The organism is Allohahella marinimesophila, assembly GCF_039538005.1.
GTDB classification, from domain to species: Bacteria; Pseudomonadota; Gammaproteobacteria; order Pseudomonadales; family Oleiphilaceae; genus Allohahella; species Allohahella marinimesophila.
Genome location: NZ_BAABBO010000001.1, coordinates 517,532 through 536,813, shown reverse-complemented (window position 1 = coordinate 536,813; position 19,282 = coordinate 517,532). Strand labels below are relative to the sequence as shown.

Genomic DNA, 19,282 nt, shown 5'->3' with positions numbered 1-19,282 from the left:
CTTACCAATACAGCCTTACAGCGCTGCAGCTACCCGGCAACCCTGGTTAATCGCCCGCTTTGCATCCAGCTCGGCCGCAACATCTGATCCGCCAATGAGTTGCACCGAAATTCCGGCTGCCTCCAGTGGTTCAAAGAGCTCCCTCAGAGGCTCCTGACCGGCACAGATAATCACATGATCGACATCGAGAACCTGCGGCTGACCATTCACCGTAATGTGAAAACCTTCGTCATCTATTTTCAGATATTCACAGCCAGAGAGCATCTTCACTTCACGATGCTTCAGTGAAGTACGATGGATCCATCCGGTGGTCTTGCCCAGGTTCTTGCCAAGCTTGCTGGTCTTGCGCTGCATGAGGATGACCTCACGTGCCGGTTTCTCGATCTCCGCCTCAACGCCAGCGATACCACCGCGATGGTCGACGCCCAGATCGACACCCCACTCCTCCATGAACTTTTCGGTGTTCAATGCGGGAGACTCACCTGTATGCGTGAGGAATTCCGACACATCGAAACCGATACCACCAGCACCCACCACTGCGACTTTCTGGCCAATGTCGACCCGCTGGTACAGTGCATCGATATAGCTGACTGCCTTTGGATGGTCGATACCTTCGATCTCAGGCGTTCGTGGCTTGACGCCCGTCGCCAGCAGTACCTCATCAAAGCCACCATCGATCAGATCCTGTGCGGTGACGCGAGCACCAAGACGTACATCGACATTGTGCTTCTTCAGCATCACATCGTAATAGCGCAGCGTCTCGTAAAATTCTTCCTTGCCCGGGATCAGCTTCGCCATATTGAACTGGCCACCAATCTTGTCAGCAGAGTCGAACAGCGTCACCTCGTGACCCCGCTCTGCAGCGATGGTCGATGCCGCAAGACCAGCCGGACCAGCACCGACAACAGCAATTTTCTTCGGTTGAGCAGTTTTGACGTAGACCAGTTCGGTTTCATGACAGGCACGTGGGTTGACCAGACAGCTGGTCAGCTTGAGCTGGAAGGTGTGATCGAGACAAGCCTGGTTGCAGGCGATACAGGTGTTGATTTCGTGAGCCTTCCCGGCCGCCGCCTTGTTGACGAAATCAGGATCCGCCAGGAAGGGACGCGCCATTGAAATCATGTCGGCATCACCGTCCGCCAGCACCTTCTCGGCCACAGCCGGCATGTTGATGCGGTTGGTGGTGATGACCGGAATATTGACGTGCGGCTTCAGCTTGGCGGTCACCTTGGTGAAAGCAGCCCGCGGCACCATGGTCGCGATGGTCGGCACACGCGCTTCGTGCCAGCCGATACCGGTGTTCAGAATAGTCGCGCCGGCCTTTTCAATGGCCTGACCAAGCTGTACAACTTCATCCCAGGTGCTGCCGTCGTCGATAAGATCGAGCATGGACAGGCGGTAGATAATGATAAAGTTCGGACCTACTCGCTCACGGACTCGACGCACGACTTCGATAGGCAAACGGGTGCGGTTCTCGTAGGAGCCGCCCCACTTGTCGGTGCGCTTGTTGGTATGCGACACGATGAACTGGTTGATGAAGTAGCCTTCGGAGCCCATGATCTCGACGCCGTCGTAGCCGGCATCCTGCGCCAGCGCGGCACAGCGCGCGTAGGCCTCGATCTGCTCATCGACTTCTTCGGTCGACAGTTCCTTCGGGTTGAACATGTTGATCGGCGCCTTGATGGCTGAAGGCGCAACGAGCTTGGGATGATAGGCGTAGCGACCGGCGTGGAGGATCTGCATGCAGATCTTGCCGTCGTGAGCATGCACAGCATCGGTGACGATCTTATGCTTGGCGACTTCTTCCTGGGTGGTCAGCTTGGAGGCACCCTGCGCGACACAGCCTTCTTCGTTGGGGCCGATACCGCCGGTCACGATGAGGCCCACACCACCTTTGGCGCGTTCGGCAAAATAGGCCGCCATGCGATTGAAGCCGTTCGGCGACTCTTCGAGGCCAGTATGCATGCTGCCCATCAACATGCGGTTTTTCAGTGTCGTGAAACCGAGGTCCAGTGGGCTGAGCATGTGTGGATATTTCTGATCTGACTCGAGGGTCGCGTGCATTCTGATCTCCGTTATTGATCTGACCGCCCCACATCGGGCGACTGGTCGTACTGATGCGCTTTAATGTAGACCCTGTATCGCAGCAGAACAATGTCCTAAACTCACAGAATCATATCCCTGGAGTACAGGCCAATGCCACGTGGAACCAGCAGCGCTCGCCCGTTGGGAGATATTTCAGTCAATTTCCTTCGGCTGCTGGCCGATACCGCGCAGGCGCTTGGTGCCGCACCAGACCCCGTGCTGCGCAAATACAAGATCGGTGAAGAAGACTTGCAGCAGTCGCAGGCCAGGGTGAGCATTCAGCGCTACATGCGCATCGGCAAGGAATTGATCGACCTCAGTGGCCGAGCGGACCTGGGGCTCGAGATGGGCGCCAGAATGCAGGTGACCACCCTCGGGATGCCAGGCTACGCAGCCATGACAGCGAACTCTCTCGAGCACGCCATCCGACTCGCCATCATGTATGAACGCCTGGCCAGCAGAAACCAGCAGGGCAGCAGCCGTTATTATCGCGAACAGCTGAAAAATGGTTCGCGCGACCCGGACACGAACCGGCGTTTGCATGGCGTCGCCCAACTGTATTCGCTTGAGCCTTATAACGAGTACAACCATTTCGTCGTCGACTCCACCCTGGCTGGGTGGTTCACAATAGCGCGCTGGCTTACCGGCCGCAGTGATATCGTCGATATGATCGAAGTGGAATACCCGCAACCTGAATACGCCAAAGCCTACAGGGCCTTTTTCGGCTGTCCGGTTCACTTCGGGCAGTCTCGCAACGCCGTGACATTTTCAGCATCGGCACTGGACCTTCCGTCACTGTACAAACATCCGGTAACGCATTTGCAGATGCTCGGCATCTGTGATGCTGCACTGACAAGAGTCAATGTGGAGATGACGATGGCAGAACGAGTCTCTGACATCATACGCTCTCGCCTGGAGAGCGGCGGAATCAGCCTGACTAAAACGGCTGATCAACTGGTCACGACGCCCTGGTCGCTGCGTCGGCAGCTTGCCAAGGAACAGACCAGCTTCAATGCATTGCTTGATGAGGTTCGGCGCAATCGGGCGGACTTTCTGCTGAAGACCACAGATCGCTCACTGACACAGATCAGCTTCGAACTGGGCTTTGCCAATCCCGCCTCATTCCACCGCGCGCGGCGGCGATGGCAGTCAGAGTCCTGACCAACTGGCCTTACAGCTCTTCGCCATCATCGTGGTCTGCGTCGTCTTCGAAAAAGATATCGCTGCTTTGTGAGACTCTCACTTCCATCAGCTCTTCGTAGTAATCCTGCATGTTGCCTTCTCCTGCGTCGTCAGCTATTGAGCGCTTCGCCCGTATTCTGCGAAGTATCCCCGCTGTAGATGACAGTATTGTGAAGGCCTCTGCTCCAGACCCCGCAGTTCGATCGTATTCAGGCTGAGCCGCACATTTTGGCGGCAGGTCTGTCCGAAGGACGTAACAAGCGAAAAGGAGTTATATCGTGCTCGAATCCATGAATGCAGTGCCCGTGCGGCGGCTGCTTGCCAGCGTTTTGATCAGTTGCTCGCTCATTGCCTGCAGCGATGATGACGACAAGGAAGAACGTGACGAAGGAAGAGATTTGTATGTGTTTGGTGACAGCCTGTCTGACACCGGCAACCTGGGTGAGTTTCTGACACTCAATGACGACCTGCCGGATCCATTTTATGAAAACCGTATTTCCAATGGGCCGGTTATCGTCGATTACGTCGGCCAGGCACTTGGCGAGCCAGTGGAACCAGCCGAATATGTCGAACCGGGCGAGGATGGTACCAACTACGCCGTTTCGGGCTCAAAGGCCAATGATCCCGACCCGAACCTGACACTGAAGAATCAGATCGATTTCTTCCTCGGTAACAACAACGATGTCGTCGATCCCAAGGATCTGTTCATCATCTTCATTGGTGGCAACGATATCAACAGTGTCGTGGGCCAGGAAGGCGCGACTGCCATGGCCGCGCTCGATCTTGCTGTCGAGGAAGTCGGCGCTGCCGTTGAAGATATTGCGACGCGTGGCGGCAGGGAGTTTTTCGTGCTGACTGTGCCGGATATCGGCAAGACGCCTGATGTGCTCGCAGCGGAGGCACAAACGCCTGGACGGGCGGCAAATGCCACAATGCTGACTCAGTATTACAACCAGGCGCTGCGAGACAATCTTGTTGTCGTGAGTGACCGACTGAATGCGACCGGAGTGCCAGGCGTACGGATCAACGTGATCGACACCTTTGCAATCTTCAATGACAAGATTGCCAGGGCCGGGGAACTGGGACTCACGAATACTACGGATGCCTGCTATATCATTGCAGACTTCACCTATCAGCCTCCGTGTAATGAGAGCCTGTTACCGAACTACGCCTTTTTCGACAAGATTCACCCAAGTGGTCGGATGCATGAGCTGGTCGGTACAGAGGTGGCTGCAGAGATTCAGGCCGTCCTGAACGCGCAGTAAGCAATGAACTGAGGGCCTGGGTGTGCGGTATTCCACCCGGGTTTCTCGGACCCGCATAAATCTCGGACACGAGAAAGAACCGGCCTGCTTTGCGCATGTCGGTTTATTTTCTGTGCCTGAAACGGCAAGAGAATTCAGAAAAAAGTTGGCGGAGCGGACGGGACTCGAACCCGCGACCCCCGGCGTGACAGGCCGGTATTCTAACCAACTGAACTACCGCTCCATTTTGGTGGGTGGTACAGGGATCGAACCTGTGACCTACGCCTTGTAAGGGCGCCGCTCTCCCAGCTGAGCTAACCACCCGAGCTCAACGCTTTAGATTTCGTCCTGAGGACTGCGTCGATATTCGGTATCAGTGCGTGCCAGCGTTGTTTCTGCTTGCACGTTTGAGGCCGCGAATATTAAAGAGAGGACCCACCTCTGTCAACACCTAATCTTCACTTAATTCAAATTACTGTGACGAAAGAACATTGAGCTGCAAAGAGAGCTCATTCAGGCGCCGATCCACGGCCACGAAACGCTGCACCAGCTGCTGACGCGTGGCATCTATCGAGTCAACCTGCTGTTGTAACGACTTTACGGTATCAGGGGATACCGCCTCTCGTGAGGCTGCCCTGGAAGCGCTCTGCGCCAGCTTGCGAGCCTCTACGATCTGATCGCCATGCTGCGCCACCGTAGACTGCAGCTGGGACAGGCCCTTCTCTAACTTCTCCACATTGCTGTTCAAGGCTGCCACGCGCTCCTGAGCGGCTTCTCCTGCCTGCTCCGCCATCTGCGCCACCGCGTCATCGATCTTGCCAAGCCGAGTCTCAAGTGCAGCTGTCGTTGTGCTCAGGGCATTCTGTTCCGCAAGAATATCCTCCGACATCTGGCTCAGGGTGCCGAGACTTGTTGTATGCTGCGCAATGGTTTTGGTGGCAGTGGCGAGTTGTGCATCCAGTGCCACCTGCTTCTGTACCAGAATCGCGTTGGTCTTTTCAATCTGGGCGAGCTTGTCGCTGGCTGCGGCAGTCGATGCTGCAGTGGATTTTTCCAGCTTACGCAATTGCGCATCCATCTTTTTCAGGGCTCGCGCCATCTCGTTGCCACTCTGTGCCAGCGTCGCATCAGTCTGACTGAGCTGGCCCTCGAGCTCACCAGCCAGTTTCTGACTCTCGTCTGCCAGCGTTTGCGCGGTAGTCAGTTCGTTCTGAAGATTGTCCACCACCTGTTGCTGCAAATAGAGGACGTAAGCACCAGCGCCTGCCAGTGCAAGCAGAAGCAGCCAGAGCAGCCAGGTGCTGCCGGAACTTTTTGCGGGAGGGGCTGAGCCTCCACCGCCTGTGTAAGCTGACCCACGGCTTGCGGAAGCACCGTAGTTGTCTCGCCCCGCCCTCATGGCGCTGTCGCCGGCGTCGTGGCGATCGCTGGCGCCACGTTGACCGGATGGTGCCGGCTTGCCTCTGCCAGCGCCGGGTCGATCGAGTTCATCGAAGTCGGGTTTGAGTGGTTCCATGGGTCTCCAGTGTACAATGAGGTTGCCCTGCCAAGAGGCTTGGCAGAGTTTGGCTTCGAGTCTGAATTCATTGTCGCTAAGCTGGCGGGCGAAATCCATGCTTATTGCACTCGCTGCGTACCGTAGATAGACTGCACGGTTTTCAATTTGCCGGTAGACACAATTCATGAGCGAATCCAATCAGGCGCTTGTCGGTATCATCATGGGCTCCAGGTCAGACTGGCCCACCATGATCCACGCCTCAGAAATGCTGACCAGACTCGGGGTCGCTCACGAAGTCGAGGTGGTCTCTGCCCATCGCACACCTCACAGACTGACTGAATACGCCACCCAGGCTCGTGAGCGCGGCCTGATGGCCATTATTGCTGGTGCCGGTGGGGCTGCCCATCTGCCAGGCATGGTGGCCGCGCACACCTCACTACCTGTGCTAGGCGTGCCCGTGAAATCGAAGACCCTGAATGGCCTCGACTCGCTGCTATCGATAGTTCAAATGCCTGCAGGGATCGCAGTCGGCACATTGGCCATCGGTCAGGCAGGCGCCAGCAATGCTGGCTTGCTGGCTGCTCAGATCATCAGCCTGCACGATGACAGTGTGCGCAGAAATATCGACGATTTTCGTCAGCAACAGACCGAAAAAGTGACACGGGGCAACGATCCTCGTATTGAACTTGACGCCCCCTCGGATCCGACATCATGAGCAGCACCGCGCGCAGCCGCAATCGTACAACAGGCCTGAAGGTCGGCGTATTGGGCGCGGGACAGCTTGGACGAATGATGGCTCTGGAAGGCATCCCCTTGGGTATGCAGTTTGCCTTCTACGACACATCCGGAACACCTTCGGCGGGTCTTGGCAAGATCTACAGTGACCCCGATAACAGCCTGGCGCCGCTGAACGACTTCATTGCCGATGTCGATGTGGTGACTTATGAGTTCGAACACCTTCCGCTCGATCTGGCGAGTCAGGTCGCTGATGCGAAGCCACTTTACCCCGGGGTGAAGGCGCTGCGCATCTGCCAGAACCGCGTGCTCGAAAAACAGACTTTTGATGAACTGAATATTCCCACAGCCCCTTTCAGGGTCGTCGACTCGCAAGCGGATCTCGAACAGGCGGTCAGCGAACTCGGCCTGCCCTGCGTACTGAAGTCGACCACCGAAGGCTATGATGGCAAGGGCCAGGCCGTACTTCGCGATGCTGCCAATATCGCTGATGTATGGCTGAGTCTGGGCGAGCGTCAACTGATTGCGGAGGCCTTCATTCCCTTCCAGCGCGAACTCTCGATCATAGCCGTGCGTGCTGAAGATGGCGCGACAGCAACCTACCCGCTCATGGAAAACATTCATTCGGAGGGCATTCTCAGATATACGCTAGCCCCTGCCCCTGACTGCAGCAGCGAGACCTTCGTGCGGGCCAGCGACTACGCTGAGCGGCTGCTCAATCATCTCGACTATGTTGGTGTGCTGGCGCTTGAGTTGTTCGAAGTGAACGGCGCTCTGATGGCAAATGAAATGGCGCCCAGGGTACATAATTCAGGCCACTGGACCCAGAACGGCGCGCATACCAGCCAGTTCGAAAACCACCTGCGGGCTATCTCGGGACTGCCGCTAGGCGATACCGGCGCGATCGGCGTCAGCTGCATGGTAAACCTGATCGGACGTGAAGCAGATACGGCCGCCGTGCTCACTCTGGCCGACACTCACCTTCACCTGTATGGCAAGTCTGAGCGCCCCGGCCGAAAAGTAGGTCATATCAATATTGTGGCCAGCGACTACGCAGAGCTCCTGAAAAAGCTGAAGCTTTGCCTGCCGCACGTGCCTGAACACCCGGCCTTTTCCTCGAGCCTGATCTCACTGCCCTGAAAACTGCGCAGAATTCTCAGCGCCTGCTTCACCGAGACCCGAAATAAAAAAAGCCGGCATTGCCGGCTTTTTTACTGTCCCGAGCTTACTTGACCTTCGATTCGCCCTGAGCCGAGCGGTCTTCAAGCGGGTTGCCAAGGAAGAGGGACTCGACGTCTGGGCGCACCAGATTCCCGACAGCTTCTTCGCCCTCGGTTTGCGCCTTCAGATCAAGATTCAGCTTCCAGAGCTTGTTGTACCGGTCCTCGACGATGGTCGCGGCCTCACCCTTGTTGCGCAGGATGGTAGGTCGCAGGAAGACCATGAGGTTGGCCTTCTCCTTGTTCCTGGTCGTGGTACGGAACAAGGCGCCAATGAGCGGGATATCACCCAGCAGCGGCACCTTGGCCTCGCTGAAACGATAATTCTCGCTGATCAGACCACCCAACACGATGGTTTCGAGGTTGTCAGCCAGAACCGAGGTCTTGATTTCACGTTTGTTCGTGATGATGTCGCTCGCCGCTTCGTTAGACGGCGCGATCGACGAAGACTCCTGCTCGATTTCAAGGCGTACCAGCTCACCATCACTGATGCTTGGCGTGACCCTCAGCGTGAGACCAACATCCTGACGCTCAATGGTGGTAAACGGATTCGACAGTCCGTCCGTTCCGGTCGAAGTCGAGCCGGTTCTGAACGGTACGTTCTGACCGACGACAATCTCGGACTCCTGGTTGTCCATGGTGATGATGCTCGGTGTACTGAGCAGCTTCGCCTGGCCGCTGGTGGCCAGAGCCTGGATGAGCGCGCCCCAGACCTTGCCATCATCCTTCTGTTCGCCGAAGGCAATGGCTGCGCCATCTGGCACACCAGGAATGGTGCCGGTATCAGAGATGATCGCACCGATGACCGTGGCTGCAGAAACGCCGCCATTTGAGAAATTGGTGAAGGCCGCAGGTACATTGTTCGCACCAGCAGCAAGCTGCACACCCAGCGCGCGGCTGAGGCCATCACTGATTTCAACGATGGCAGCTTCGATCAGCACCTGGGCGCGACGAACGTCCAGCTGCTCCACGATCGCTTCAATTTCAGTCATCATGGATGGCTCGGCACGCACAACCAGCGCATTCAGGCCTTCATCTGCATAAATGCTGACCTTGGTAGACTGACCGCCTCCACCACCGCCGGCAGCACCTTCTCCACCCTGACTGACATTCTTCTCGATGTCGCCCATGATGCCCTTGAGCAACTCGGCCAGCTTCTCGGCGTCAGCGTTTCGAAGATTGATAACCTTGGTCGCGCCGGACACAGCAGCCGGCTGATCGAGCTTGGCGACAAGATCGCGAACCTTGTCCCTGAAAACATCATCGCCCTTGATGATAAGGCGATTACTGCGCTCGTCTGCCACTACGCTGAACTTGGCTCCGGGACCACCCTTGCCCGCACCAGCCTTGCCGAGCTCGGTAGGTGCCAGTTGCTCGAGCAGCTTGACCAGATCACCGACCCAGGCTTCCTGCAGCTGAATGACTTCGAGCTTATAGTCTGCTGGACTATCGAGTTCGCGCACCAGAGAGCGAATGCGATTGATGTTGTTGACGTGGTCACTGATGATCAAAGCGTTAGATGCTGCCACACCGGCGAGGTGTCCATACTTGGCGACCATTGGGCGCAGTATGGGTACCAGTTCGAGGGCATTGGCATTCTTGACCTCGATGACCTGAGTCACCAGCTGATCGGCCGGCACCTTCTTGAATCGATCCAGATTGGCGGCGCCCTGCTTGGCTTCGTTTTCCAGAACGATCTTGATAACGTCTTCACCTGGAATGGCACTGAAGCCATGCACGTTCAGCACGGAGAGGAACATCTCATAGACCTCCTCCCTGTTCATCGGCGTGTTGGAGATGACAGTAACCTTTGCCTTGACCCTGGGGTTGATGACGAAGCTATAGCCGGTGATGTCAGCGATCTGGGTGATGAAGGCGCGAATGTCGGCGTCCTTCAGGTTGATCTTCCAGGTCTGTTCCTGGCTCTCGCTGGCGGCACCGTTCTGCTGGCCGGCCGGTGGAGCAGCGAGCACTGGAGCACTCACGCCGAGCAAGGCGCTCATGGCCACAGCACTCACGAGACGGGTCATACCGCTCGAAACGTGTCTGCTCACAAGAAAACGGTCTGCATTCAAGCAGCGGTCTTGACCGGTTTCGCCGGTCAGGCCTGTCGAAACCGGCTGCAGAGGTGATCTTATCATCCTGGACATAAAGTTCTGCTTATCAAAGTGGTCGATTCAAAGTTCATCAGCTGAGTGCTGCCCGCAGCAAACCCGCCTGGCTTACGGTATAGGATAGCTTATTGAGAACACAGCTCCATCGCGTTCAACTTCCACTTCGAGCATACCGCTCTGGTGGAACTCCTTCATCATGCGCCTGTCTTCCTGAACGTTACCCAGCACATGACCATTGATAGATCGTATGACATCTCCCGGCTGCAGGTTCAGCGAACGCAGCATCGGGTTGCCACCAGTAAAGCGATAGCCTTCGGCAGCGCCCCCAGCGGCAGCAGGCTCGAGCCCCACAGAGGCGAGCGCTGCAGGCGCATCTTCCGTCAACTGCTGCTCAGCCATGCTGAGAAACTCTTCTGGCGACTGCGGCAGCGGTGAACCACTACTGGCTACGGGTGGCTGAGTAGCCTGCGGGCGAACCATCGTCTTGATCGTCGCGCCCTTGTCAAAGGAGAGTGTTTCCATGACGCCGTTGCGATCGAGCAGCACACGGTCATCATACACCGCTGCCAGCACTACGCCGCCCGGCAACTCCTCATCCATCCTATAATAGTTCGCTTCTGCATTCCGCTCCGAAATGATCGCCCCGCTGCTGCGACTATCGAGCCCTACAACAACCCCATGCAGATCGAGCTGCATGGCTGTCTCTGGCACTTCGACCTGCGCCATTTCCTGACGAACCTCACCGGCAGGTTTGCGCCCAAAGAGATTCCAGGCTGCGTAGTTTGCCTTAATTGCTTCGGCACCACCGCGACCTTGCTCAAAGTTCGCGACCAAAGGCCTGAACGCATCTGGATAGAGCACCGGCCAAATCCACTTGCCAAGCAGCCACACAAAAAGAAAGATCGCCGTCCAGAGCAGCAGGTTAGTCAACCACGTTCTTGCTCCAGTACCAAGGCTTGCCAGCCGACCTGTCGACATGTTCATTGTGGAGCCAGAGGCTGTTTCAGCCGAAAAACGATGGCATCTGCATCCGCGCGGTCACTATAGGGCGCACCAGCCACATCGAGCATGCGCTTGCGCACTTGCAAAGCCAGCATCATGCCGGGCTCAAGCACAGCCGACAGCAATTTGGCACCGGTATCATTCAGCACAACATCAAGTGAAGGCTGCCCGCCTGTTTCACCCAGATCACCGCGCAAAGCGGGTATATCTGTAGTCTGGTCCTTAGCGCCCACCGGGTAGCTCACACGACCGCCGGGCCAGAACAGATCCCCGCTGGCACTCAGCAGTTGCTCATTATTGAAATCGTAACTCGCCTGAACATTTCTTACATCAACCAAACCACCGACCTGAAGCCGATTTTGCGACAGAATTGGCCTGAATACGTCCAGATCGATACTGCCACTGACATTCACATCAGCGACTGAAGAACTTGTGGTAGCGCCGACCGTAAGATCTATGCCTCGCGTTCGCACCTTAGTCTGAACGAACTCTTCGCCAAACAGCAAACTGCCGACCGACAGATTCCAGTTGACCAGCACCTGTTCACCAGTCTGCTGAACCACAGCGAGCGCCGCACCATCCCAAATAGTACCCGAGAGCTGCTGCGGCTGAACGGGCATTGATCTCAAATCCGCAGACTTGCTGACCATATCCCACATCACGGCCGCCGGCATATGCACGAGCGCGCTCGTGATGAAGATCAGCGATACCAGCAGAACAGCTGCAATGGCGAGAAATATTCTCATGAAAAAGGTATTAATCCCTTGAACGACGTTGGCGCCACTTTATTTCGCAGGCACGAAAGCGACGCATCATAGCAAAAGCATAGCAGTGAATTCACATTTAACTGCTCATAAAAAAGCCTCGCAACCATAGGGATGCGAGGCTCTTCTCATCTTGAGGCTTACATCTGCGTAAGCCTGTCGACTTTTTCGCTGGGTAGCGAGGGCTTTACATCATGCCGCCCATGCCGCCCATTCCACCCATGCCGCCCATATCTGGCATGCCACCACCTTTCTCGTCAGCTGGCTCATCAGCGATCATGCACTCGGTCGTGATCATGAGGCTGGCGATAGAGGCCGCAGACTGCAGCGCAGTACGGGTGACTTTGGCTGGATCCAGGATACCCATTTCCAGCATGTCGCCGTACTCTTCCGACGCAGCATTGTAGCCGTAAGAGCCCTTGTTCTGCTTGATCTTGTCGATAACGACTGAGGCTTCGCCGCCAGCGTTAGTGACGATCTGACGCAGTGGTGCTTCCATGGCCTTGCGCAGCAGGTTGATGCCGACGGTCTGGTCATCGTTATCGCCCTTCAGGCCTTCGAGACCCTGCAGTGCGCGAAGCAGTGCAACACCGCCGCCAGGTACAACGCCTTCTTCAACTGCAGCACGAGTAGAGTGAAGCGCGTCTTCTACGCGAGCCTTCTTCTCTTTCATTTCAGTTTCAGTGACAGCGCCAACCTTGATGACTGCAACACCGCCTGCCAGCTTGGCAACGCGCTCCTGCAACTTCTCACGGTCGTAATCTGAAGTGGTGTCTTCGATCTGCTTGCGGATCTGGCCAACACGGGCATCAATATCGTTCTTCGCGCCTGCACCATCGATGATGGTGGTGTTTTCCTTGGTGATCACGGCACGCTTGGCACGACCGAGGTCGTCAAGAGTGGCGTTTTCGAGAGACAGACCAACTTCTTCAGAGATGACAGTACCGCCGGTAAGAATGGCGATGTCCTGCAGCATTTCCTTGCGACGGTCACCAAAGCCAGGCGCCTTCACAGCAGCCACTTTCACGATGCCGCGCATGTTGTTGACAACCAGAGTTGCCAGCGCTTCGCCTTCGAGGTCTTCACTGATGACCAGGAGTGGCTTGCCAGCCTTGGCGACAGCTTCGAGCACAGGCAGCATCTCACGGATGTTGCTGATCTTCTTGTCTACCAGCAGAACCAGCGGCTCTTCAACTTCAGCGCTCATGTTCTCCTGGTTATTGATGAAGTAAGGCGACAGGTAACCACGGTCGAACTGCATACCTTCGACGACTTCGAGTTCGTCTTCGAGGCCAGTGCCTTCTTCAACCGTGATGACGCCTTCCTTGCCAACTTTCGCCATTGCGTCTGCAATGAGCTGACCGATGCGGGTGTCGCTGTTGGCAGAGATGGTGCCGACCTGAGCGATAGCCTTGCTGTCTTCACATGGCTTGGACAGTGAACGAATTTCTTCAACAGCAGCCTTGACTGCCTTGTCGATGCCGCGCTTGAGATCCATAGGATTCATACCGGCAGCAACGGCCTTGAGGCCTTCGTTGAGGATGGCCTGGGTCAGGACTGTCGCGGTAGTGGTGCCATCGCCAGCTTCGTCGTTTGTTCTGGAAGCGACTTCCTTCACCATTTGCGCGCCCATGTTCTCGAACTTGTCTTTTAGTTCGATTTCCTTGGCAACGGAAACGCCGTCTTTAGTGACGGTAGGTGCGCCATACGACTTGTCGAGGATGACGTTACGGCCTTTAGGGCCGAGTGTGACTTTTACCGCATCCGCCAGGATGTTGACACCTGCGACCATGCGCTTACGGGCGGTTTCGCCGAATTTGATTTCTTTAGCAGCCATTTCGATTAATCCTTTAGAAATTGTTTATTTGATCATGAGCCTGGGCTTGTACTGCCACAGTGGCCGGTATCAGGTTTCGCTGATTAAGACTCAATAACGCCGAAGATATCGCTCTCATTCATGATGAGGAGCTCTTCGCCGTCGACCTTGACGGTGCTGCCTGAATACTGACCGAACATGACTTTGTCACCGGCCTTTACACTGCAGGGACGCACGTCACCATTGGTCAGGATCCGGCCTTCACCAACAGCGAGAACCTCGCCCTGCTGCGGCTTTTCTGCAGCACTTCCTGGCAACACAATACCGCCGGCAGATTTTGTTTCTTCTTCGTTACGGCGAACGACCACACGATCGTGAAGCGGACGAATTTTCATCTCAGAGACTCTCCCAATTCGAAAAAACCAGATGTTTACTGATGTTACGTGCCACGACCGCGGCGTCCGGCAAGAAACAGGACTCGCTGCAGTGGCGATGTGAACTGAATGTGGGGCTGCCCGTCAGGAATTCAACGGGCGGGGAGGAAAATTTTTTACTTTTTGTCGATCTCGGTGAACTCACCTTCGATAACGCGGCCGGAGCCGGAATCAGGACTGGAGGGCCCGGCCTCATCTTCGTTGGCAGCTGGACCGCTGCCGAAAGGATTACCATCAGGCCGCCGACCGAAGCCACCGGCACCGAAGGGCCCCTGATTCCTGCTGGAGGGTCCCTGGCTATCACCAAAGGGCCCCTGACTGCTGCCAAAAGGCCCCTGACCGCCGCCAAATGTGCTGTAACGGGTGACGGCAGCGCCAGCCAGGCGCTTGCTCACGCTTGAAATCAGCAGAGCCCGGGTCGGTGGCAGAATCAGGAACATGCCACAGGCATCGGTGACGAAGCCTGGGGTCATCAGCAGAATGCCGCCAACGACCATCAACAGGCCTTCGACGAGTTCCCGCGCAGGCATTTCACCTGCCGCAGCCTTCATCTGCACCTGCGCCATGATCTGCGGACCCTGACGTCGAAGCAGCCAGGCGCCGGTAACACCGGTGGCGATGATGATGAGTATCGTTGGTCCAAGACCGATCACCTGACCGACCTTGACGAGGACGATGAGCTCGATAATGGCGATAACTGGAATAAGAAATAACAGGCGACTCATGAGTTTCGGGCCGAACTGGTTGGAAGAAGGGAGATAGCATACCATATCCGGCCTTGCTATCGATTCAGGAACTGCTGACAGTGAGTCGGCAGTGCAGACAGGTGTGTTGATTATGAATACGAACGATTGTGTAGTTGTGATTACTGGCGGCGGCGCTGGGCTTGGGCGCTCGATGGCGCTGTACCTGGCATCACGGAAAGCGAAGCTTGCCCTGCTCGACGTCAACGAAGACGGGCTGACCGAAACCGCCAAGCTGTGCCGTGAAGCTGGCGCCATGGATGTCGCCACGTTCAAATGTAACGTCGCTTCAGAAAGTGAAGTCGAGTCGGTGTTCGGCGCCGTCGTCGACTATTTTGGACATATCGACTGCCTGGTCAACAACGCTGGTGTGTTGCGTGACGGCATGCTGATCAAGGCCAAGGACGGGGAAATCGTCAAGCGCATGTCGCTGGCTGAATGGCAGATGGTCATCGATGTGAATCTGACAGGCGTCTTCCTGTGTGGCCGCGAAGCTGCTACGCATATGATCAACACCAAACGACCTGGCGTGATCATCAATATCTCCAGCGTTTCGCGTGCTGGCAATATTGGCCAGAGCAACTATTCGGCGGCAAAAGCTGGCGTTGCGGCGATGTCGGTCACCTGGGCGAAAGAACTGTCGCGCTACAACATCCGCGCCATGGCCGTAGCGCCAGGGTTCATTGAAACTGACATGGTCAAATCCATGAAGCCTGAAGCGCTGCAGAAAATGACAAGCCAGATTCCCTTACAGCGCATGGGGCAGCCCGACGAAATCGCCAAAACGATCGCCTTCATCATCGAGAACGACTACCTGACAGGTCGGGTCATCGAGGTAGACGGTGGCATCCGGGTCTGAAGATGAGCGTCGGCAGGCCATCTTCGCTACGGTGATGGCCATTCCGCCCGGCCGTGTGTGCAGCTATGGCGAGGTGGCGCGGCTGTCGCAGCAGCCGGGGCTGGCTCGCTTTGTTGGGCGGATTCTCGGCGAGGTCGATGGACTGCCGTGGTTCAGGGTCGTGCGGGCAGGCGGACAGATTGCCTTTGCGCAGGAGACACAGAAGTACCATGAACAGGTCAGCCGACTGGTTGCCGAAGGCGTGGAGATTAAAAATGGACGGGTGCAGGACTGGAAGCAGCGCTACTGGCAGGGCTACTGAAGCGCGTGGCCTTGCGTATAGGCGGCATGAATGTCCTGTATCACGCCTTCCTGTGTCAGCGCCCTGAATGCCAGCTCGGCGCGAGCGACAACGTCGGAGGGAACATCAAGACTGAACGCCATATATAGCGGACTTGAGATCTCATCAAGCGAAATGGCGACTTCGAGGTCCGCAGGATCGAAGCCCTCCTTGCGAACAATAAACGGCAGGCTCGTCGAGCTCACGGGCAGAAGATCGATCCGACCGGCAAAAAGCTTGCGAACGTTCAGCGCAGCCGTGCGCTCGAGCTCAATATTCCAGTCTTCTTCGAAGCCTTCGCTCTTGAGATAGAGCTGCTTGATATCCAGATACTCGCCGCCGACCTGGTAGAGCTTGGCCTGCTGCACATCTTCGATGCGAATATCCTTGCGCGACCGAAGCTTATAAAGGTTGATCTGGTAAGGCGCCAGCGGACCAACCCACTGAAACATGTCCTCCCGCTGAGTGGATCTGGCGATGGAGAATATGAGTGTATTGCGGCCGGTTCTGGCCAGAGTATAGGCCCTCGCCCAGGGATAAACCTTATAGCTGGTGGTCTGGATGTTGGCCCTGGCCAGAATGGCCTGAACGATTTCGGTACTCAGGCCGGAGACCTTGCCGTCGTCAGAAAAGGAATAAGGCGGAAAGTCAGTTGTCAGCACGGTCATCGGCTCGGCGAGCACCACTCCGGCAGACAGCACGGATTGGCAGAGCAATACCGTGAGAAATTTCAGACCCCGCTTCATTGTTGTTACTCGATCAGATGAGGCTTTCCGCCTTTTATATTGACCAGTTTAGTCTTCGGCAGATGAAGCTGCCTCCTTTATAGTCATCATTTTTTCAGCTGCAGGAGCTCCACCTTGTTGCTCTCACCGAAGTCCAGCTCAATGCTCGAGCAGTCCGCGTTAACTGTGCCCTCCATCACGTCTCCTTTTTCAGATGTGGGGTCGGCATTCATCAGAATGCGATCGCCTTCGATCGTATAAGGGCCAGTGCCTTTGTGCGTGCCGAAGAATGTCATTTCAAAAGTCTTTGATTCAGGATCGAGTGACAGCCTTGGCAGCAAATTCTCCGCATCGGCCTGCTGGTCGTTAGCCATCATCTTGTCAATCGTTGGCTGCATGGCGGCGGGATAGGCCTTGGGAGAACGAAAATCGCCTTTACATACTATGGCGTGAGCGAGCGGGACGAGGGTGAGTGTGAGCAGAAGGACTGTGCTGGCGACCGTTTTGTGGCTTGTAAGAGACATGGCTGAACTCGAGAGAAGCTTTGGAATCAAATGAGATGATAAGTGAATGGTTCCGGCTCGGCTACCTGCGGTAGCTTATGGCAAGCTGCAAGCGCGGCAGGAAGCTTTCGTATTGCACGGTCGAAAAGCCGTCGCGCATCTTCATTGTGTCCGTCAGAGGTTAATGGAACGAACCTCAGCGTAATTTTTGCGCACACATATAAATGAAGGATGCTGTATGAAGACCCTCGCCTCACGATTTGCTCTGCACAAGCTCTCGGTTGCTGTGACCCTCGCCCTGGCCCTCTCCGCCTGCGGCGGTGGCTCTGGTGGTGACGATTCGCCCGCTGCGCCGGTTGGCGGCCCGGAACCAACTACACCCTCTAACCCTGTTGGATCTGGCAGCACGCCGCCCGAGGCCACGCCAGAAGAACCAGGCGAAGTACTCCAGCTTGCCGGCGTGGTGCGAAACTATTACACAGGTGAGGTCATTCCTTCTGCACTGATTCGGCTCTCTGCATCGGCTGATCAGGGCTTCGCGGCCTTTTCAGAGGCCACAGCTGACGCGGCTGGCGCTTTCAGTATCAACCGCCCCAATTCGGACACCGCGCTCCTGCTGGATGTGACCGCTTCAGGCTATGCCCGTGGCGTGGTGACCATTCCTGCTGGCAGTGCCGGCCTGGCTGTAGAGCTGATTCCTCAGTTGCAGCCAGTAGTTGCTCAGGTTGGTGGTTCGACCACTGCACCGCTTGTGGTGAATTACACTCGAACCACAATAGATGGTGAGACTACTGCGCCGGTACTCAACGTGCCTGCTGCCAGTCTTGTCGATGCGGCCGGAAATCTCTTTGAAGGCGACTATAGCGTTGGCTTTACGCTGATCGACCCATCCTCAGACCCAGCCCTGATGCCAGGCAGTTTTGAAGCTGTTGACCCTGCCACTGGCACCATCAGCCAGATCGAGAGCTTCGGTGCAATCGAAATTGGTATCAGCAACCCTGCCGGTGAAGCGCTTAACTTTGTTGGTGGCAGCGCGCCAGTGCTGAGCATCCCACTCGCTTCGACCATCAATCCAGCGACCGCACCAGCCAGCGTACCGCTCTTCTTTTTCGACACTTCGTTGGGCTACTGGGTCGATCGTGGAGTCGCTCAGCTGACTCAACTCGGTGAAAGCTGGGCCTATCAGGGGGCAATAGACAGGACAGGCATCTGGAACGCTGATATCCAGTTCGATGCGGTCACACTGACTGGCTGTGTTGCCGATGCGGAAGGTCAGCGTCTGCCCAACGTTCGACTTATGGCGGACGGCCGAACCTACATCGGCCGAAGCAGAACGCTCACGGATGCAAACGGGCAGTTCAGCGTGCCGGTTCGCCCCGACAGCCAACTGTTGGTGGCGGCGGTACTGCAAGCACAGAGCGAAACCGTTATCACAGATATTGGCGCGACCGATGTCAATATTGCTGACTGTCTGGTGCTGTCGCCCAGTGCCGCCACGGCTCGGCTGACCTGGGGTGAGAACCCGCGTGACCTCGATACTTACTTCTTCGGACCCGACGGTAATGGAGGGGAATTCGAGGTGTCCTTTATGGACAAGACGGTAGCCGTAGGCACCACTCAGTATGATCTCGATGTCGACGATGTCACCTCGTTCGGCCCGGAGGTGCTCACCCTGCCTGAGTTCCAGTTCCCAGGCATCTATCGCTATGTGGTCGACCTTTACGCTGGCACTGGCACGATGGCGGCCTCCCCTACTCGGGTCGAGCTGAACCTGAAAGGGGATATCCGGGTGTTTTCGGCGACTGAAGCACAGGGTGACGCGAGCCTGGAGAAATGGCACGTCTTCAATCTGGTTGTAGATGAGGCACTGACTGTGACCATGCAGCCGGTGCAGCGCTTCTCTGATTCGGACAGAGCGGATGCCTTTGATGTGGCTGGCTTCGGACCGGCTTCAGTGAAGAGTGAGATCAAGCCTGAGAAGTATTATGCACAGCCAGTTTCTGGTGCTGTCCCTACTCGGCAGTTGGCTGATTAATTAG

The 19,282-nt window shown here is 56.3% G+C and carries 17 protein-coding genes and 2 tRNA genes; 7 read left to right on the top strand and 12 right to left on the bottom strand.

The genetic code is table 11. The features are described from left to right. Positions 1-15: 15 nt before the first annotated feature. Positions 16-2,064: an oxidoreductase gene (locus ABD735_RS02400; protein WP_344802912.1), complete on the bottom strand. Its 2,049-nt coding sequence runs from the start codon at positions 2,062-2,064 to the stop codon at positions 16-18. 132 nt (positions 2,065-2,196) lie between these two features. Here ABD735_RS02400 and ABD735_RS02395 point away from each other — a divergent pair, with 132 nt between their 5' ends. Further along, complete coding sequence (locus tag ABD735_RS02395) at positions 2,197-3,246, top strand: AraC family transcriptional regulator (RefSeq protein ID WP_344802910.1); 1,050 nt, start codon at positions 2,197-2,199, stop codon at positions 3,244-3,246. 299 nt (positions 3,247-3,545) lie between these two features. Further along, positions 3,546-4,532, top strand: a complete 987-nt coding sequence (locus ABD735_RS02390) for an SGNH/GDSL hydrolase family protein (RefSeq protein WP_344802908.1) — start codon at positions 3,546-3,548, stop codon at positions 4,530-4,532. A gap of 146 nt (positions 4,533-4,678) precedes the next feature. Here the strand turns inward: ABD735_RS02390 and ABD735_RS02385 are convergent. The 3 genes from ABD735_RS02385 to ABD735_RS02375 all read right to left on the bottom strand — a co-directional run bounded on the left by ABD735_RS02385 (position 4,679) and on the right by ABD735_RS02375 (position 6,027). Next, positions 4,679-4,755 (bottom strand) — tRNA-Asp (locus ABD735_RS02385). Positions 4,756-4,759: 4 nt separating this feature from the next. After that, positions 4,760-4,835, bottom strand: a tRNA-Val gene (locus tag ABD735_RS02380). A gap of 148 nt (positions 4,836-4,983) precedes the next feature. After that, entirely contained in the window at positions 4,984-6,027 is a 1,044-nt protein-coding gene (locus ABD735_RS02375) for a coiled-coil domain-containing protein (RefSeq protein ID WP_344802906.1), read from the bottom strand. A 166-nt stretch (positions 6,028-6,193) separates the two neighbouring features. On the opposite strand from ABD735_RS02375, the gene purE reads away from it, so the two are divergent. Both purE and ABD735_RS02365 read left to right on the top strand, forming a co-directional pair. Next, positions 6,194-6,724, top strand: a complete 531-nt coding sequence (gene purE, locus ABD735_RS02370; RefSeq protein WP_344802904.1) for a 5-(carboxyamino)imidazole ribonucleotide mutase — start codon at positions 6,194-6,196, stop codon at positions 6,722-6,724. Continuing rightward, positions 6,721-7,884, top strand: coding sequence for a 5-(carboxyamino)imidazole ribonucleotide synthase (locus ABD735_RS02365; RefSeq protein ID WP_344802902.1), 1,164 nt, complete (start codon positions 6,721-6,723; stop codon positions 7,882-7,884). The genes purE and ABD735_RS02365 overlap by 4 nt, the downstream gene beginning before the upstream one ends. Before the next feature lie 85 nt (positions 7,885-7,969). Here ABD735_RS02365 and gspD read toward each other — a convergent pair whose 3' ends face one another. From gspD to ABD735_RS02335, 6 genes are all read right to left on the bottom strand, one after another. After that, positions 7,970-10,018 (bottom strand): type II secretion system secretin GspD, encoded by a 2,049-nt coding sequence (gene gspD, locus ABD735_RS02360; RefSeq protein ID WP_344802900.1) that lies wholly within the window; start codon positions 10,016-10,018, stop codon positions 7,970-7,972. Between the two features lie 168 nt (positions 10,019-10,186). Beyond that, a complete protein-coding gene (locus tag ABD735_RS02355) occupies positions 10,187-11,062 on the bottom strand; it encodes a type II secretion system protein N (RefSeq protein WP_344802898.1) in 876 nt (291 codons plus the stop codon). Then, on the bottom strand, positions 11,059-11,826 hold the full coding sequence (gene gspN / locus ABD735_RS02350; RefSeq protein WP_344802896.1) for a type II secretion system protein N: 768 nt from the start codon (positions 11,824-11,826) through the stop codon (positions 11,059-11,061). The genes ABD735_RS02355 and gspN overlap by 4 nt, the downstream gene beginning before the upstream one ends. 205 nt (positions 11,827-12,031) lie before the next feature. After that, the gene (gene groL / locus ABD735_RS02345; RefSeq protein WP_344802894.1) at positions 12,032-13,681 is read right to left on the bottom strand and encodes a chaperonin GroEL; all 1,650 of its coding nucleotides are present in this window, start codon (positions 13,679-13,681) and stop codon (positions 12,032-12,034) included. A gap of 83 nt (positions 13,682-13,764) precedes the next feature. Beyond that, a complete protein-coding gene (locus tag ABD735_RS02340; protein WP_344802892.1) occupies positions 13,765-14,055 on the bottom strand; it encodes a co-chaperone GroES in 291 nt (96 codons plus the stop codon). A 155-nt stretch (positions 14,056-14,210) separates the two neighbouring features. Then, complete coding sequence (locus ABD735_RS02335) at positions 14,211-14,864, bottom strand: FxsA family protein (RefSeq protein ID WP_344802890.1); 654 nt, start codon at positions 14,862-14,864, stop codon at positions 14,211-14,213. A 67-nt stretch (positions 14,865-14,931) separates the two neighbouring features. Between ABD735_RS02335 and ABD735_RS02330 the strand changes: the two genes are divergently transcribed. Together ABD735_RS02330 and ABD735_RS02325 are read left to right on the top strand one after the other, a co-directional pair. Continuing rightward, complete coding sequence (locus ABD735_RS02330; RefSeq protein WP_344802888.1) at positions 14,932-15,696, top strand: SDR family oxidoreductase; 765 nt, start codon at positions 14,932-14,934, stop codon at positions 15,694-15,696. Then, entirely contained in the window at positions 15,680-15,997 is a 318-nt protein-coding gene (locus ABD735_RS02325; RefSeq protein WP_344802886.1) for an MGMT family protein, read from the top strand. The genes ABD735_RS02330 and ABD735_RS02325 overlap by 17 nt, the downstream gene beginning before the upstream one ends. On the opposite strand, the gene ABD735_RS02320 is transcribed toward ABD735_RS02325, so the two are convergent. Beyond that, on the bottom strand, positions 15,991-16,761 hold the full coding sequence (locus ABD735_RS02320; protein ID WP_344802885.1) for a substrate-binding periplasmic protein: 771 nt from the start codon (positions 16,759-16,761) through the stop codon (positions 15,991-15,993). The genes ABD735_RS02325 and ABD735_RS02320 overlap by 7 nt on opposite strands. An 86-nt stretch (positions 16,762-16,847) precedes the next feature. Next, positions 16,848-17,264 carry a hypothetical protein gene (locus ABD735_RS02315; RefSeq protein ID WP_344802883.1) on the bottom strand — a complete coding sequence of 139 codons (417 nt, stop codon included), beginning with the start codon at positions 17,262-17,264 and terminating at the stop codon, positions 16,848-16,850. Positions 17,265-17,481: 217 nt separating this feature from the next. Between ABD735_RS02315 and ABD735_RS02310 the strand changes: the two genes are divergently transcribed. Further along, a complete protein-coding gene (locus tag ABD735_RS02310) occupies positions 17,482-19,278 on the top strand; it encodes a carboxypeptidase-like regulatory domain-containing protein (protein ID WP_344802881.1) in 1,797 nt (598 codons plus the stop codon). The last annotated feature ends 4 nt before the right edge of the window (positions 19,279-19,282 follow it).